Below are 15,413 nucleotides of genomic sequence, written 5' to 3' on the forward strand. Positions count from 1 at the left end.
CACGCGATCGCGCGCCGCTCAATCCCACGCGTAGCGCACGCCGACCCACGCGCCGCGCGGCGCACCCGGCCCGACGAACTGTTCGTTCACCGGACGGGCGCCGTCGAATGTATGGTTCGGCCCGTTGAAGAAATTCTGGCCGAGTGCGCCGAAGCTCGCGTAGCGCTTGTCGAGCAGGTTCGTCACGCTCGCGAACACCTCGAACCGCTTCGTGATCCGGTAACGCATGTCGAGATCGACCAGCACGTAGCCGGCAAGCCGGCCGTTCACGTCCCCGTTGTTCTCGTCGCCGCGTGCATACACGCCGCCGCGCCAGGTCACGTTCGCGCCGATGTCCCACGCGGGCGTCGCCGCGTAGTCGAGCCGCAGTTTCACCGTATGCGCGGGAATGCCGGGGATGCGATCGCCCGGCTTGACCGTCACGTTGCCGTTCGCGTCGGCCGTCGAATTCGCCGGGCTGTGTTCGGTCCACGACGATCGGTAGGTTGCGTCGACATAGCTGTACGACAGCCCGACACCGAGCGGGCCGACCCGCGTGCGGCCGGCGAGCTCGATACCCTGCCGCCGCGTATCGCCGACGTTGCGGAAGTAGCCCTGTGCGCTGGCCGGGCTGCTGATGAACTGGATATCGTCGGTCAGCGTCGTGCGGTAGGCTGCGGCGCTCCAGGTCGTCGCCGCGCCGATGCGGCCGCGCATGCCGGCCTCGAACGTCTTCGAGATCACCGGCTCGAGCGGCGGGTCGGCGATGAAGTCGTTCGGCAGCGAGCACGGCGCGGCCGGGTCCGCGCACGCGAGCTCGATCGCGGTCGGCGAACGCATGCCTTCGTTGTACGTCGCATAGGCGGTCAAGCCCGGCACCGGGTTCCAGTTGAGTCCGACAGCCGGGTTGAAGCGCGAGAACACATGGCTGCCGTCGAGCAGCGGCTGCACGCCGCTCTCGTCGCCGATCCGCGCTTTCGACCAGTCGTAGCGGCCCGACAGCGTCAGCGTCCAGTGCGGCGTCAGCGACAGCGCATCGCTCAGGTACACACCGACGTTCGCATTGCGCGTCTTCGCGCTGGTCTGCGGAACGAAATCGCCGATGCCGATCGCCGCGCGCGCATCGGTAAACGATGCGTCCTGCGACGACGCGACGTAGCTCGAATTCGCGACATCGGCCGAGACGCCCGCGACCAGCCGGTTCGCCATCCCGCCGAGCTTGCCGAGCAGCGTGAGTTGCACGCTGCCGCCGTAGCTGTCGGTGACGATCGTCGATTGCGCATTGCTGCCCTGCACCGTGTCGATCGCGCCGTCCTCGTCCACCGATCCGTAGTCCGTATTGTTGTTGCTGCTCGTGTTGGTGTTGCGCAGGTGCCGGTAGTACGCGTTGCCGCTCAGCTCGACGTGCTCGCCGAAAAATCGCTCGCCCGACAGTGTCAGGTAGCCGGCGCTGTTGCGGTTACGGTCCGGATACGTATACGCCTGCTTCCGGTTGTCGAGGAACGAGCGCGGGATCGTCTGGGTGCCGGACAGCGTGTTGTCCGCGCCGCCCGCGGCAATCGACAGCGTCGTGTCCGCATCGGTGTAGCGCAGCTTGCCGAACGCCTGCCGCACGCGGCTCGCGTTATGGTCGGCCCAGCCGCCGTCGTTCGCGACGTTCGCGGTCGCGTAGTAGTCGAGGTTCGAGCCGATCGTGCCGCCCTGCTCGACGCTGGCGGTCTTGCGGCCCCATGAGCCGCCCGACACCTCCGCTTCGCCGCCCGGGTTCGACCTGCCGTTCTTCGTCGTGATCGCGAGCGCACCGCCGAGCGTGTTGAGCCCGTACACCGGGTTCGAGCCCGGAATCAGCTGCACGCGGTCGATCGCCTGCATGGGCAGGATGTCCCAGTTCACGACGTCGCCGAACGGCTCGTTCACGCGCACGCCGTCGACGAACACCGACAACCCCTGCGGCGTGCCGAGCAGCGGCGACGCGGCGAAGCCGCGATAGTTGACGTCCGCCTGATACGGGTTGCCCTGTGCGTCCGAGATCGTCACGCTCGGCAGGTTCGCGGCGAAGAAATCGGCGAGCGTCGCGCGGTGCTGCGCGTCGAGTTCCGCCGCGCGCACCGTCTGCACGTTCGCCGGCACCTTCGACAGCGGCGTGCCGATCCCGGGCAGCGGCGTCGTGCCGACGACGACCACCGCGGGCAGCACGACGGCCGGCGGCTCGGCCGGCGCAATCGTGCCGCCGTCCGCCGGCTGCTGCGCGCGCACGCTGCCGGGCGGCAAACCGAACAGCGCCAACGTGCCAACGGTCACGCCAACGCATCGCGCACGCCGGCCATGCCGCATCGCGCCGTACCACCCGGCGGCCTTTGGTCTCCTGATCATTCCGTTGTCTCCGCACTTTTATTCCGCCGGCGCGTGCGATGCACCGCACGGCGACGGGTTGTCGCGAAGCCGGCGTGCGAGAACCGTGCCAGTACCGCGAGCACGAACGGTGCACGCCGCGCCGCGCATCACTCGGGTACGCGATGCGCGCGACCGGCGCGCCGCTGTCCGGCCGACTGCGCCACCTGTCATGTTTGGCAACACTTCACGCGCGACGGTGTACCTGAATGCAACACCTGCGTCGACGTCGCCGCGCACGCCGTCGCTCGACGCATCGCCTGCGATGCGCCGGTGTGCCGCACCGTACCGGCTTCCGGCCGCGATGGCATGCGACTTGCGTAACGGGCAGGGCACTCGGCCCGGAAACCCCAACCGTGCCGGCGCGACGCAACGTTCGCGGCGGTGCGACCACAATGACCCAGGAGACAACCATGAAGAAACTCTCGGCTTCAGCGAGCCGGCTGGCGACGATCGGAATCGCGGTGGCGGCCGCCGTCGCGCTGAACCCCGGCCTCGTCGAAGCGGCCGCGGACTACCCGGCCGTGACCTACCAGCGCCTGACCGATGCACACGGCGACCCGGGCTGGCTGACCTACTACCGCACCTACGACGGCCGCTCGCATTCTCCGCTCAAGCAGATCGACGCGTCGAACGCGAAGAATCTCAAGCAGGTGTGGGCGTACAAGTTCCCGGCCGACCTGAAGCAGGGCTTCGAGGCCACGCCGATCGTCAACGGCAACTATCTGTTCGTGACGACGCCGAAGGACAACGTCTACGCATTCGATGCGAAGACCGGCAAGCAGTTGTGGAAATACGAGCCGAAGCTCGGCGCGGCCTCGTTCAAGACCGCGTGCTGCGACGTCGTCAACCGCGGCGTCGCGCTGTACGGCAAGAACGTCTACATCGCGATGCTGAACGGCGAAGTCGCGGCGCTCGACGCGCAGACCGGCAATCTCGTGTGGAAGAAGCAGATGTTCGAGCCGGGCCTCGGCTACGCGTTCTCGCTCGCGCCGCTCGCGATCGACGGCGCGATCGTCGTCGGCACGTCCGGCGGCGAATACGGGATTCGCGGCTACATCGCGGCGCTGAATCCGGAGGACGGCTCGCAGGTCTGGAAACGCTACACGATCCCCGCCGCCGGCGAAAAGGGCGCGGAAACCTGGCCCGACGGCATGCAGAGCCATGGCGGCGGCGCCGCGTGGCTCACGGGCACGTACGACGCCGCGTCGCGCACGCTGTACTGGGGGGTCGGCAACCCCGGCCCGTGGCTCGCGGCGCTGCGCCCGGGCGACAACCTGTATTCCGACTCGCTGCTCGCGCTCGATGCGAAGAGCGGCAACCTGAAGTGGCACTACCAGTACACGAACAACGACACGTGGGACTACGACGGCGTGAACGCGGCCGTCCTCGCGGACATCAAGTACAAGGGCAAGGACTACGACGCGATCATCCACGCCGACCGCAACGGCTTCTTCCACGCGATCGACCGCACGACCGGCAAGCTGATCTACGCGACGCCGTTCGTGAAGGCATTGTCGGTCACCGGCTACACGGAAGACGGCAAGCCGATCCAGGACGCGTCGAAGTTCCCGAAGGCCGGCACGACGATCGAGACGTGCCCGAGCTTCCTCGGCGGCAAGAACTGGTGGTCGATCTCGTACGACCAGGAACGCAACATCGCGGTCGTGCCGGCGCTGCATGCGTGCATGAGCCTGACCGGCAAGTCGGTCAGCTACATGGAAGGCCTGCCGTATCTCGGCGAAGGCTTCGAGATCAAGCCCGAACCGGGCAGCGAAGGCTACGGCGAGCTGACGGCCATCGACGTGAACACCGGCAAGAAGCTGTGGAGCCACTGGTCGAAGAAACCGTGGAACGGCGGCGTCGCGACCACCGCGAGCGGTCTCGCGTTCAGCGGCTCGCTCGACGGCCACCTGTACGCGTTCGACACGGCGACCGGCAAGGTGCTGTGGGAAAGCCCGCAACTGGCGAGCGGCATCATTTCGCAGCCGTCGGTGTACGAGGTCGACGGCAAGGAGTATGTCGCGGTGCTCGCCGGCTACGGCGGCGCGAACCCGATCTGGGGCGGCCCGATGGCCGACATCGCGAAGGACGTTCCGCGCGGCGGCACGCTCTACGTGTTCGCGCTCAACTGACCCGGCGCCACGCCCGAGTCGCGCCCGCATGCGCCCGATGCGGGCGCGACGCCCCACCCGCTTCAACCGGAAACACGACCATGAATACTCGTCTCACTTCCGTCGCCGTCGCCAGTCTGCTCGCCGTGGGCGTGGCGCTGACACCGGCAACCGCATCGGCCGGCGTGCGCATCTGCACGCTGCCTGGCAGCCCGACCACCACGCTCGATCGCGCCGTCGCGCGCGAAGTGTTCCGCACCGCGGGCATCGCCGCGACCTTCAACACACGTGGCGTCGACGACAACGGCGACGACGACGGCATCTCCGCCAGCGAACTGACGAAATCGCTCGAACGCGACTGCGACGTGATCGCCGGCTTCCCGCGTTCGGCCATCGCCGATGCGTCGGGATCGAAGATGACGTTCTCGCAGGGCTATCTGCGCTCCGGCTACGTCAGCGTTTCGCTGCGCGATGCGCCCGCGCCGTCCGGCGCGAAGGAAACGATCGCGGCCACCTACGGCAGCCCGTCGCAGCTGATCGCCGCGCAGCAGACGAATGCCCGCTTCGATCTCGAGAACACGAGCGAGAAAACGATCGGCGCGCTCGCCGCGGGCCGCGCGCAACGCGCGATCGTCTGGTATCCGAGCGTCGTCGCGTACGAGCGTGCGCATCCGAAACAACGGTTCCAGGTGGCGGCGACGTCGTCGCCGTACTCCGACTGGCAACTGTCGTTCGCGTTCGGGCCGGGCAAGGACGCGCTGCAAAAGCGCATCGACGCCACGCTGTCGCAACTGAGCGGCAACGGCCGCCTCGCGTCGCTCACGCGCGGCTGGACGCTGCCCGACGGCATCGCGCAAGCCGCCGCCTCGCGCGTGCCCGGCCGGTTTCTCGACGGCGCGATCGCGTCCGCGCAGCGGCCCGGCTTCATCAAGGTGTCGACGAGCGAAGGCAGCGGCGTCCCGTCGTTCGACCAGGCTCAGGTGCAGCACGGCAAGAAGCTCTACGGCGATGCGTGCGCGAAATGCCACGGCGACCAGCTCGAGGGCAATACCGCACCCGCGCTGAGCGGGGAATCGTTCGCGCCCGAAGGCAAGTCGCACATCACGGTCGGCGGCATCTTCCTGTACATGTCGAGCAACATGCCGGCCGATCGCCCCGGCAAGATGACCGCACAGGAATACGAGGATCTGATGGCGTTCCTGCTTTATTCGAACGGCTACGACGCGTCGAAGAGCAAGCTGACCGCCGAGATCGCCAACGCGTCGAAGGCGCCGCTGATCGCCGGGCCGCGCAAGTAACCGCTCCACCCGCTTTCGTTTCGATCGACCGCCGCGCCGGGCAACATGCCCGGCGCGCGGGCCGGGCTTTTTCCGTTCATTTCATTCAGGACCGCATCATGATCTCCCGTCATCGCAGAACCTTCTTCGTGCAGGCCGCCGGCCTGTGCGCCGCGCTCGCGGCCGGCACGCGCGCATTCGCCGCCGCTCCGCCCGTCGACGAAAACGACGCGACGGCGAAGACGCTCGGCTACCGCGCCAAGGCGACGACCGTCGACGCCGGCAAGTTCCCGAAGTACCAGGCCGGCCAGACGTGTGCGAACTGCCGCTTCTACAAGGCCGCCGCGGGCGAATCCTCGGGGACGTGCCCGATGTTCGCGGGCAAGACGGTTGCCGCGGAAGGCTGGTGCAACGTCTATGCCAAGCTCGCTTGACGCCGGGCCCGCTCGCGAACGCGACGGCGCGCCGTCGCCGTGTCGCGGCGCCCACGCCGACCGCGCCGCGCATCTGCATGCGCTGATCGCGCTGGGCATCGATCGCGGCTACGTGACGCACGGCGAAATGGCCGATGCGTTGCCCGACGACGCGGCCGACGGCGCGGATGTGGACGCCGCCGCGTCGATGCTGCGTGAGCTCGGCATCGACGTACGCGAGCATGCCGGCGCGCACACCGCATGGACGCTCGACCGTCATTTCGCGCAAGTGACGGAAGTCGCGTCGCCGTTCGCCGACGCATCGACGCCGCTCGCGGCCGACGATCTGCTCGCGGGCCGGACCAACGACCCGATCCGGCTCTATCTGCGGGAAATGAGCGCGACGCCGCTGCTCGAACGCGACGAAGAGATCGCGCTCGCGCTTCGTCTCGAAAGCGGCCGCGCGGCATGCATCGACGCGTTGAGCCGCGATCCGGCGGCACTCGCGGCCGTCGCGGCGATCGCGGACGACATCCGCGCCGGCAAGGTGGCGGCGTCGGTTTACGTGACGGGGTTTGCCGGCGATGCCGAATCGGCCGCAAGTGCGCCGACGACGTTACCCGACGATCCAAGCATGGCCTCACCCGCGCCCGACGACGACGCAGGCCTTGCCCTCGACAGCCCCGCATGGCGCGATACGGTCGTCGAAGCACTCGAACGCGCCGGTGCACCGGCATCGGCGATGCAGCACGCATTGCACGCGGACGGCTTCGCGTCCACCGCTTACCGGGCGCTGCTGCGCGAGGCGGCCGCGTCGACCGGCAGAATCCGCTTCACCTCGCGCGCGATCGAGCGTATCAGGCAAGCGAACGGCGAGCGCGCGACTCAGGCGCGCACGCTCGGAAAACGGCTCGTCGACACGCTGGTCGCCACGGGCATCCCGCTCGATGCCGCGCGCCACGAACTCTTCACGCCGTGCGACGACGTACGCGCATGGCTGCACACATGCAGCGCCGCGCATCCCGACTGCGCCGCCACCCTAGCCCGCCACGCGCCGGCGCTGATCGACGCGCGCGGCGCGCTCGCTCGCCTCGCGGCGCAGTCTCCGTTGCCGCTCGACATCGCGATCGCGCTCGACGCGCGGCTCTCGCGGATCGAGCGCGCGATGCAGCCCGCGAGAACGAAGCTGTTCCAGAGCAATCTGCGGCTCGTCGTGTCGGTCGCCAAACGCTATGCCGACCGCGGCCTGCCGTTCGCCGATCTGATCCAGGAAGGCAATATCGGCCTGATGAAGGCCGTCGATCGCTACGATCACCGGCGCGGCTTCAAATTCTCGACGTATGCGACGTGGTGGATCCGGCAGGCGATCACGCATGCGCTCGCCGATCTGGGGCGCACGATCCGCGTGCCCGCACATACGGTCGATTCGCTCAACAAGCTGTCACGGCTCGCGCGCATCCATCGGCAACGGACCGGCGACGTCGCCGACGCACGAGCGCTCTCCCCGCAGATGCGACTGCCGGTCGACAAGGTGCGCGAGCTGATGAGCATCGTGCGCGAGCCGATCTCCGCCGACCTGCCGGTTTCGCCCGATCACGACCTCACGTTGTGCGACGTCACGATCGACGCCGTCGCGCCGACGCCGGAAGAAGCCGCGAGCGCCGGTCAGTTGCGCGCGGCGGTTGCCGAGCTGATCGACAGCCTGCCGGTACGCGAAGCGTGGATTCTGCGCCTGCGGTACGGCATCGACGTCGACAACGAGTATTCGCTGCGCGAGATCGGCCGGCAACTGAACCTGTCGGCCGAGCGCGTTCGTCAGCTCGAGGTATCGGCGCTCGAACGCATCCGGCAATTCAGGCACGCACCGGCACTTCGCTCGTTGCTCGCCTGACGCGGCGGTGCCGGACGATCACCCGCCGGCTCGCCTCAACTGCTCAGGACTGCAACACGACCTGCTGCATTTCTGAACGCCGCGCCGCATCGCGCTACCGTCCGCGATGCCGCCGCTTAGCCGGGAGCGGGCGCGACACGCCGGACTGTCGCGGCTTGCGCCGCATGCCCCCATCCGTCACGCGACTGGCACGCATGTTGCGTTTTCCCGAGCGCCGTCAGGAATCACATGAACGCATGGAGACACGCTTGTCCAAGATCGAATCGGTTCTTCACGAAACCCGTCAGTTCGCGCCGCCCGCGGCGCTCGAGAAGACGGCGACCATTTCCGGCATGCCGGCCTATCGCGCGCTCGTCGCCGAGGCCGAGCAGGATTACGAAGGCTTCTGGGCGCGTCTCGCGCGCGAAGGCCTCACGTGGCACAAGCCGTTCACGAAGGTGCTCGACGAGCGCAACGCGCCGTTCTACACCTGGTTCGACGACGGCGAGCTGAACGCGTCGTACAACTGTCTCGACCGTCACGTCGAAGCCGGCCACGGCGAGCGCGTCGCGGTGATCTTCGAGGCCGACGACGGCACCGTCACCCGCGTCACCTATGCCGATCTCCTCGCGCGCGTATCGCGCTTCGCCAATGCGCTGAAGAAACGCGGGATCGGCAAGGGCGATCGCGTCGTCATCTACATTCCGATGTCGATCGAAGGCATCGTCGCGATGCAGGCCTGCGCGCGCATCGGCGCGACCCACTCGGTCGTGTTCGGCGGCTTCTCCGCGAAATCGCTGAACGAGCGGCTCGTCGACGTCGGCGCGGTCGCGCTGATCACCGCCGACGAGCAGGCGCGCGGCGGCAAGACGCTGCCGCTCAAGAGCATCGCCGACGAGGCGATCGCGCTGGGCGGCTGCGAAGCGGTCAAGAGCGTGATCGTCTATCGCCGCACCGGCGGCAAGATCGACTGGCATGCAGACCGCGACCTGTGGATGCACGAGTTGGTGGACGGCGAATCCGACCGCTGCGAGCCGACCTGGGTCGGCGCCGAGCATCCGCTGTTCATCCTGTATACGTCGGGCTCGACCGGCAAGCCGAAGGGCGTGCAGCACAGCACGGGCGGCTACCTGCTGTGGGCCGCGCAGACGATGAAGTGGACGTTCGACTGGAAACCCGACGACGTGTTCTGGTGCACGGCCGACATCGGCTGGGTCACGGGCCACACGTACATCACCTACGGCCCGCTCGCATGCGGCGGCACGCAGGTCGTGTTCGAAGGCGTGCCGACGTATCCGGACGCCGGCCGCTTCTGGAAGATGATCGGCGATCACAAGGTCACCGTGTTCTACACCGCGCCGACCGCGATCCGTTCGCTGATCAAGGCGGCCGAAGCCGACGACAAGGTGCATCCGAAGAGCCATGACCTGTCGAGCCTGCGCATCATCGGCACGGTCGGCGAGCCGATCAATCCGGAAGCGTGGATGTGGTACCACAAGCACGTCGGCCACGAGCGCTGCCCGATCGTCGATACGTGGTGGCAGACCGAGACCGGCGGCCACATGATCACGCCGCTGCCGGGCGCCACGCCGACCGTGCCGGGTTCGTGCACGCTGCCGCTGCCGGGCATCACGGCCGCGGTGGTCGACGAGACGGGGCAGGACGTGCCGAACGGGCAAGGCGGCATTCTGGTCGTCAAGCGCCCGTGGCCCGCGATGATCCGCACGATCTGGGGCGACCCGGAGCGTTTCAAGAAGAGTTACTACCCGGAAGAGCTCGGCGGCACGCTCTATCTGGCCGGCGACGGCACCGTGCGCGACAAGGAGACCGGCTACTTCACGATCATGGGCCGGATCGACGACGTGCTGAACGTGTCGGGCCACCGGCTCGGCACGATGGAGATCGAGTCGGCGCTGGTGTCGCATGAACTCGTGGCCGAGGCGGCGGTGGTCGGCCGTCCGGACGATACGACGGGCGAGGCGGTCGTGGCGTTCGTGGTGCTGAAGCGTTCGCGCCCGGAAGGCGACGAAGCGGCGGCGCTCGCGAAGACGCTGCGCGACTGGGTCGGCAAGCAGATCGGACCGATCGCGAAGCCGAAGGACATCCGTTTCGGCGACAACCTGCCGAAGACGCGCTCGGGCAAGATCATGCGGCGCCTGCTGCGCTCGCTCGCGAAGGGCGAAGCGATCACGCAGGACACGTCCACGCTCGAGAACCCGGCCATCCTCGAGCAGTTGAACCGTTCGATGTAACGCCGCCCGCCACGGCGGGCGCATCGCTTCACCGCGGCGTCGCAGCACGGCCGCTGGCCCGTTTCCCACGCCGGGCTCGCGGCCGCGTTCGCGCCGGCGAGAAGCATCGCCGTGCGTTCCCCGACGGCACGGCATGCAGGCGGCTCGCAGCGCTTCCGCCAACGAAGGTTTAATCAGTTGTGCGTATTACAACACTCACAAAACGGAGACAGACGATGAAGAGCAGGACATGGACGATTTGCGCGGCGCTGCTGGGCGCGGCGGCAAGCAGCAGTTTCGCGCAGAGCAGCGTCACGCTGTACGGCGACCTCGACGCCGCATTGCTCTATACGAGCCGCTCGTTGGATTCGGCGACCGGCGGCAACGCCGGACGCCAGTTCGCGCTGACCGACACGGGCATGACGCCGACCAACTTCGGCATCACGGGCACCGAGGATCTCGGCGGCGGGCTGCACGCGCGATTCAAGCTGGAAAGCGGCTTCAACATCACGGACGGCGCGTTCGGCCACTCGAACGGCAGCTTCTTCGGCCGCCAAGCATGGGTCGGAATCGACGGCGGCTTCGGCGAAACGAAGGTCGGCCTGCAGTTCTCGCCGTTCGTGCTCGCGATCCTCGGATCGGATCCGCGCAACGTCTCGCACTTCGGCGCCGCGCTGGTTCCGTACGTCGACAACGTGCTCGTCACGGGCCTCTTCAACCCGAACGCGATTTCGTACACGAGCCCGACCATCGCCGGGCTGACGGCCAGCGCGATGTTCGGCTTCGGCGGCAAGGCCGGCGACTTCCAGGCGGGACGCCAGTATTCCGGCAGCCTCACCTATACGAACGGCGGTTTCATGCTCAACGCGGCGCTCTACGACGGCAACGGCGGTACGTCCCCGACGCCGGTGCCGAGCACGGTCGCGTTCGTCGGCCGCACGATCGGTGCCGCCTACACGTTCGGGCCGGTGACCGGCAAGGCGTCGTTCACGAGCTACAAGGTCGCCGGCTCGTTCAGCAACAACGTGTATAGCGCCGGCCTCGACTACCGCGTCACGCCGGCCCTCGACCTGAACACCGGCGCGTGGTACACGACCGACCGCAACGACTCGCACAATCATTCGCTGCTGGCCGCGATCGGCGCCGACTACAGCCTGTCGAAGCGAACCGGCCTGTATGCGCAGGTCGGCGTCGTCAACAACCACGGCGCGATGAATACCGGCCTCGGCATCACGGGCGGCGCGCTGTACGGGCTGCCGGGCACGACGGTCGGCGTCAACGCCGGCATTCACCACGTGTTCTGACGCAGCGCCTGTGGACGGGCGGCCGCCACGCGCCGCCCGTCCCTCGTCACGCCGCCGCGCGGCCGCCACGGCAAACGTGGCGCAAACGTGGTGCAAACGCGCCCCGCCCGGCGCCGGTCCGGCCGTCGGGGATGCCGATCTCGATGTTTACCCGACCTCAAGTCCGCGGCCGTGCAGCCGTCAAGTCAGGAACGCACGCCCACCATCCGCCGGGAACCCGGTGCGCATGTCCTCAAGGAGACCCACCAACGTGAACTTCTTCGGAATCGGCCGCGGCCGCCGTTCGTCGCGCGCGCTCGTCGGCGACATCGCCGAACAGGCCGGCAGGCTGGGCATCGAGATCTGCGACGTGTCGGGTCACGTCGAGGAAGTCGCGGCCCGCGTCGCCCGACAGGCGGAGGTGTGCCACACGCTGCGCGAATCGGCCGCCCTCACGCTGCGCGGCAACCACCGGATCGCCGAGGCCGCGCAGCAGGTGCGCGACGTCAGCGCCAATGCGTCGAATGCGGTCCGGCAGTCGCAGCAGACGATCGAGGCCTCGCTCGCCGACATTCACGGCCTCGTCGAGGGCGTCACCACGATCAGCGACCAGATGGGCGCGCTGCGTGACGCACTCGATCACGTGCGGGCCGTGTCCGAGGAAATCTCCGTCATCGCGCGCCAGACCCACCTGCTCGCGCTGAACGCCGCGATCGAGGCCGCGCGCGCCGGCGAGTCGGGCCGCAGCTTCGCGGTCGTCGCGGCCGAGGTCAAGAACCTGTCCGCGAAGACCGGGCAGGCGACGGCCCAGATCGAGACGACCCTCGCGCGGCTCGCCGAGCAGACCGAACACCTGCTCGCGGAGGGCACCGACAACGCCGCCCGCGCGCATCGCGTGCGCGAGGGCACGCGCACGATCGGCGAGGTCGTGCACGCGACCGGTCACGCGATCACCGAACTCGCCGGCGAGGCCGAACAGATCGCGTCGCTGACGGACGAGATCGAGACGCAGTGCCATCGTCTCGACGAACAGGTGGGCGAGATGGCGTCCGGCGTCGAGAACTCGGCCCAGAACTTCTCGCAGGCCAAGGACCGGCTCGGCAATCTGCTCTCCGTCTCCGAGACGCTGATCGAGCTCACCGCCGCGACCGGTATCGAATCGCCCGACACGCGCCTGATCGACGCCGCGCGCAGCACGGCCGCCGCGATCGGCAAACTCTTCGAGGAGGCGGTCGGGCGCGGCGACATCGCACTCGACGCGCTCTTCGACGCGCACTACGAACCGATTCCCGGCACCGACCCGCAGCAGTTCATGACGCGCTTCACCGCGTTCACCGATCGCGTGCTGCCGGCCGTCCAGGAGCCGGTGCTCGATCTCGACGAACGCATCGTCTATTGCGCGAGCTTCGACCGGCAGTGCTACCTGCCGACCCACAACCGCAAGTTCTCGCTGCCTCAGCGCTCGGACGCCGCGTGGAACGCGGCGAATTGCCGGAACCGCCGGATCTACACGGACCGCACGGCGCGCATGTCCGTGGCGCATGACAAGCCGTTCCTGTTGCAGACCTATCGGCGCGACATGGGCAACGGCCAGTTCGCGCTGATGAAGGACGTGTCCGCGCCGATCGTCGTCGGCGGACGGCCATGGGGTGTGCTGCGGATCGGCTACAGCGTTTGAACCGCGCGAGCGGGCCGCGCCTGCTTACTGCTCCAGCCCTACTCCCGGCGGCCGCTGATCGCTGCGCCCGTGATCGTCGACCACCCGCACCGTATAGCTGCCGGCCGTGCGCGGCTGCCAGAACAGCGCGTCGCCCGGCGCGCTGCGACCGACGTACGCATCGTTGACGAACCCGTACAGCGCATGCGCGGTCGCATCGGCGGTCGCGTTGAACGCGATGCACGTTTCGTCGGTGGTCTTCACGCGCATCGCATACGGACTGCCGCGTAGCGACGACGTGACGCGCGGCGGGTCGCCTTCGACCTGCCCGGCATCGCGGCAATCCGGATGCAGCACGCCCCGGTCGATGCCGGGCGCATAGACGAACGGCTTGAGCGTGGAGCCCGGCGAGCGCCGCGCGCGCATGCCGTTCACCTGCCCGTCGATCGAGCGATCGAAGAAGTTCGCGGGGCCGACCCGCGCCTTCACGCCCATGTCGCACGTATCGTTGCGCGCGGCGAGCGTCTGGTCGACCGCATGCGGCGCGTCGAACGGCAACGCGGACAGCGGCTTGAGCGACGCATCGCCCGGATGCGTCGTCAGCCAGCGCGCATACAGCCGGTTACGCGACGCGGCCAGCGCACGGTCGATCGCGTCCTGCCCGCCGCGCACGTAGGTGATCCATGCGCCGCACGCGAGCCCGTACGGATTGAAACCCGGATGCCACCGGAACCAGCGGTCCTCGTGCAGCATCACGGCTTCGACCCGTTGCGGCCCACGCGGGCGCCGTCCACGATACGTCGCCGACCCGGCAGGCGGTCGGATATCGGCTGGTCGCGGGCCGTCGCGACCCGACGGCTGCACACGGTCGCGCCACGTTCGCTAGAATGCGCGGCTCGGCAGGATCGAATCGAAATGAAAGGAAACCGCTTGAAACTCCCGTTCGAATGGCAGATCGGGCTGCGCTACGCGCGCGGCGGCCGGCGCTCGGCCGGCGACGGCTTCGTGTCGTTCATCGCCGGCGCCGCGATGGCCGGCATCGCGCTCGGCGTGGCCGCGCTGATCGTCGTGCTGTCGGTGATGAACGGCTTTCGCACCGAGGTGCGCGACCGGATGCTGTCGGTGCTCGCGCACGTGGAAATCTTCTCGCCGTCCGGCGCGATGCCCGACTGGCGGCTGACCGCACACGAATCGTTACAGAACGCGGCGGTGCGTGCCGTCGCACCCTACGTCGACGCGCAGGCGCTGCTGACGAACGCGGGCAACGTGACGGGCGTCGCGCTGCGCGGCATCGATCCCGTGCTCGAGCCGCGCGTGTCCGAGATCGCGCGCAAGCTGAAGACCGGGCGCCTCGACGCGCTCGCGCCGGGCGAGATGGGCATCGTGCTCGGCGCCGCGCTCGCCGATGCACTGCACGTGAAGATCGGCGACCGCATCACGTTCTTCGCGCCCGGCAACCGTGCGCGCCTGGGCGACGCGCTGCCGCGGTTCCGCCAGTTCAACGTGGTCGGCACGTTCGAGTCGGGCCACTATCAGTACGACAGCGCGCTCGCGTACATCCACATCCGCGATGCGCAGCAACTGTTCAACGTGCCCGCGCCGACCGGTATCCGGCTGCGCGTCGACGATCTGCAGCGTGCGCCGGAGGTCGCGCTGGCGCTGTCGCGTACGCTGTCGGGCGACCTGTATATCCGCGACTGGACGCGGCAGAACCGCACGTGGTTCGAGGCCGAGCGGCTGCAGAAACGCATGCTGTCGCTGATCCTGATGCTGATCGTCGCGGTCGCCGCGTTCAACCTCGTGTCGTCGCTCGTGATGACGGTCACGCAGAAGCAGGGCGACATCGCGATCCTGCGCACGCTCGGCGCGCCGCCCCGCTCGATCATGAAGATCTTCGCGATCCAGGGAATGACGATCGGCCTCGCCGGCACGCTGGCAGGCGTCGCGCTCGGCTGCGCGATCGCGGTGAGCATCCCGGTGGTGCTGCCGGCGATCGAGCAACTGCTCGGCATCCGCTTCCTGACGCCGTCCGTGTATTTCCTCAGCGCGCTGCCGTCGAAGCTGTCGGCGCTCGACGTGATCGAGATCGCGTCGGCCGCGTTCCTGATGTCGTGCGTCGCGACGCTGTACCCGAGCTGGCGCGCCGCACGGGTGCGGCCCGCCGAAGCGTTGCGCGACGAGTAGACGCAACCGGCTCG

10 protein-coding genes are annotated in these 15,413 nt (G+C 68.5%); 8 read left to right on the plus strand and 2 right to left on the minus strand.

Annotation, left to right across the window (positions count from 1 at the left end):
• Positions 1 to 18: 18 nt before the first annotated feature.
• On the minus strand, positions 19 to 2,352 hold the full coding sequence (locus tag KU887_RS23585; protein WP_059721807.1) for a TonB-dependent receptor: 2,334 nt from the start codon (positions 2,350 to 2,352) through the stop codon (positions 19 to 21).
• Positions 2,353 to 2,783: 431 nt separating this feature from the next.
• Between KU887_RS23585 and KU887_RS23590 the strand changes: the two genes are divergently transcribed.
• From KU887_RS23590 to KU887_RS23620, 7 genes are all read left to right on the plus strand, one after another.
• A complete protein-coding gene (locus KU887_RS23590; RefSeq protein ID WP_006486135.1) occupies positions 2,784 to 4,505 on the plus strand; it encodes a methanol/ethanol family PQQ-dependent dehydrogenase in 1,722 nt (573 codons plus the stop codon).
• An 80-nt stretch (positions 4,506 to 4,585) separates the two neighbouring features.
• The gene (locus KU887_RS23595) at positions 4,586 to 5,782 is read left to right on the plus strand and encodes a c-type cytochrome (RefSeq protein WP_060212000.1); all 1,197 of its coding nucleotides are present in this window, start codon (positions 4,586 to 4,588) and stop codon (positions 5,780 to 5,782) included.
• A 98-nt stretch (positions 5,783 to 5,880) separates the two neighbouring features.
• Positions 5,881 to 6,195: a high-potential iron-sulfur protein gene (locus tag KU887_RS23600; RefSeq protein WP_006486122.1), complete on the plus strand. Its 315-nt coding sequence runs from the start codon at positions 5,881 to 5,883 to the stop codon at positions 6,193 to 6,195.
• A complete protein-coding gene (locus KU887_RS23605) occupies positions 6,179 to 8,065 on the plus strand; it encodes a sigma-70 family RNA polymerase sigma factor (RefSeq protein WP_309138188.1) in 1,887 nt (628 codons plus the stop codon). The genes KU887_RS23600 and KU887_RS23605 overlap by 17 nt, the downstream gene beginning before the upstream one ends.
• Positions 8,066 to 8,313: 248 nt before the next feature.
• Positions 8,314 to 10,296 (plus strand): acetate--CoA ligase, encoded by a 1,983-nt coding sequence (gene acs, locus KU887_RS23610; protein ID WP_258255587.1) that lies wholly within the window; start codon positions 8,314 to 8,316, stop codon positions 10,294 to 10,296.
• A gap of 215 nt (positions 10,297 to 10,511) precedes the next feature.
• Entirely contained in the window at positions 10,512 to 11,579 is a 1,068-nt protein-coding gene (locus tag KU887_RS23615) for a porin (protein WP_258255588.1), read from the plus strand.
• 250 nt (positions 11,580 to 11,829) lie between these two features.
• A complete protein-coding gene (locus KU887_RS23620) occupies positions 11,830 to 13,236 on the plus strand; it encodes a methyl-accepting chemotaxis protein (RefSeq protein ID WP_080332003.1) in 1,407 nt (468 codons plus the stop codon).
• Positions 13,237 to 13,260: 24 nt separating this feature from the next.
• On the opposite strand, the gene KU887_RS23625 is transcribed toward KU887_RS23620, so the two are convergent.
• Positions 13,261 to 13,968 carry a transpeptidase-transglycosylase gene (locus KU887_RS23625; protein WP_258255589.1) on the minus strand — a complete coding sequence of 236 codons (708 nt, stop codon included), beginning with the start codon at positions 13,966 to 13,968 and terminating at the stop codon, positions 13,261 to 13,263.
• A 162-nt stretch (positions 13,969 to 14,130) separates the two neighbouring features.
• On the opposite strand from KU887_RS23625, the gene KU887_RS23630 reads away from it, so the two are divergent.
• Complete coding sequence (locus KU887_RS23630; RefSeq protein ID WP_080431228.1) at positions 14,131 to 15,399, plus strand: lipoprotein-releasing ABC transporter permease subunit; 1,269 nt, start codon at positions 14,131 to 14,133, stop codon at positions 15,397 to 15,399.
• Positions 15,400 to 15,413 lie beyond the last annotated feature (14 nt).

It is taken from the genome of Burkholderia sp. EMB26, assembly GCF_024730645.1.
GTDB lineage: Bacteria > Pseudomonadota > Gammaproteobacteria > Burkholderiales > Burkholderiaceae > Burkholderia > Burkholderia cenocepacia.

Excerpts from the sequence above, each read along its gene's own strand:
- KU887_RS23585 (WP_059721807.1), bottom strand. The coding sequence starts at position 2,352 with ATGATCAGGAGACCAAAGGCCGCCGGGTGGTACGGCGCGATGCGGCAT.
- KU887_RS23590 (WP_006486135.1), top strand. The coding sequence starts at position 2,784 with ATGAAGAAACTCTCGGCTTCAGCGAGCCGGCTGGCGACGATCGGAATC.
- KU887_RS23595 (WP_060212000.1), top strand. The coding sequence starts at position 4,586 with ATGAATACTCGTCTCACTTCCGTCGCCGTCGCCAGTCTGCTCGCCGTG.
- KU887_RS23600 (WP_006486122.1), top strand. The coding sequence starts at position 5,881 with ATGATCTCCCGTCATCGCAGAACCTTCTTCGTGCAGGCCGCCGGCCTG.
- KU887_RS23605 (WP_309138188.1), top strand. The coding sequence starts at position 6,179 with ATGCCAAGCTCGCTTGACGCCGGGCCCGCTCGCGAACGCGACGGCGCG.
- KU887_RS23615 (WP_258255588.1), top strand. The coding sequence starts at position 10,512 with ATGAAGAGCAGGACATGGACGATTTGCGCGGCGCTGCTGGGCGCGGCG.
- KU887_RS23625 (WP_258255589.1), bottom strand. The coding sequence starts at position 13,968 with ATGCTGCACGAGGACCGCTGGTTCCGGTGGCATCCGGGTTTCAATCCG.
- KU887_RS23630 (WP_080431228.1), top strand. The coding sequence starts at position 14,131 with ATGAAAGGAAACCGCTTGAAACTCCCGTTCGAATGGCAGATCGGGCTG.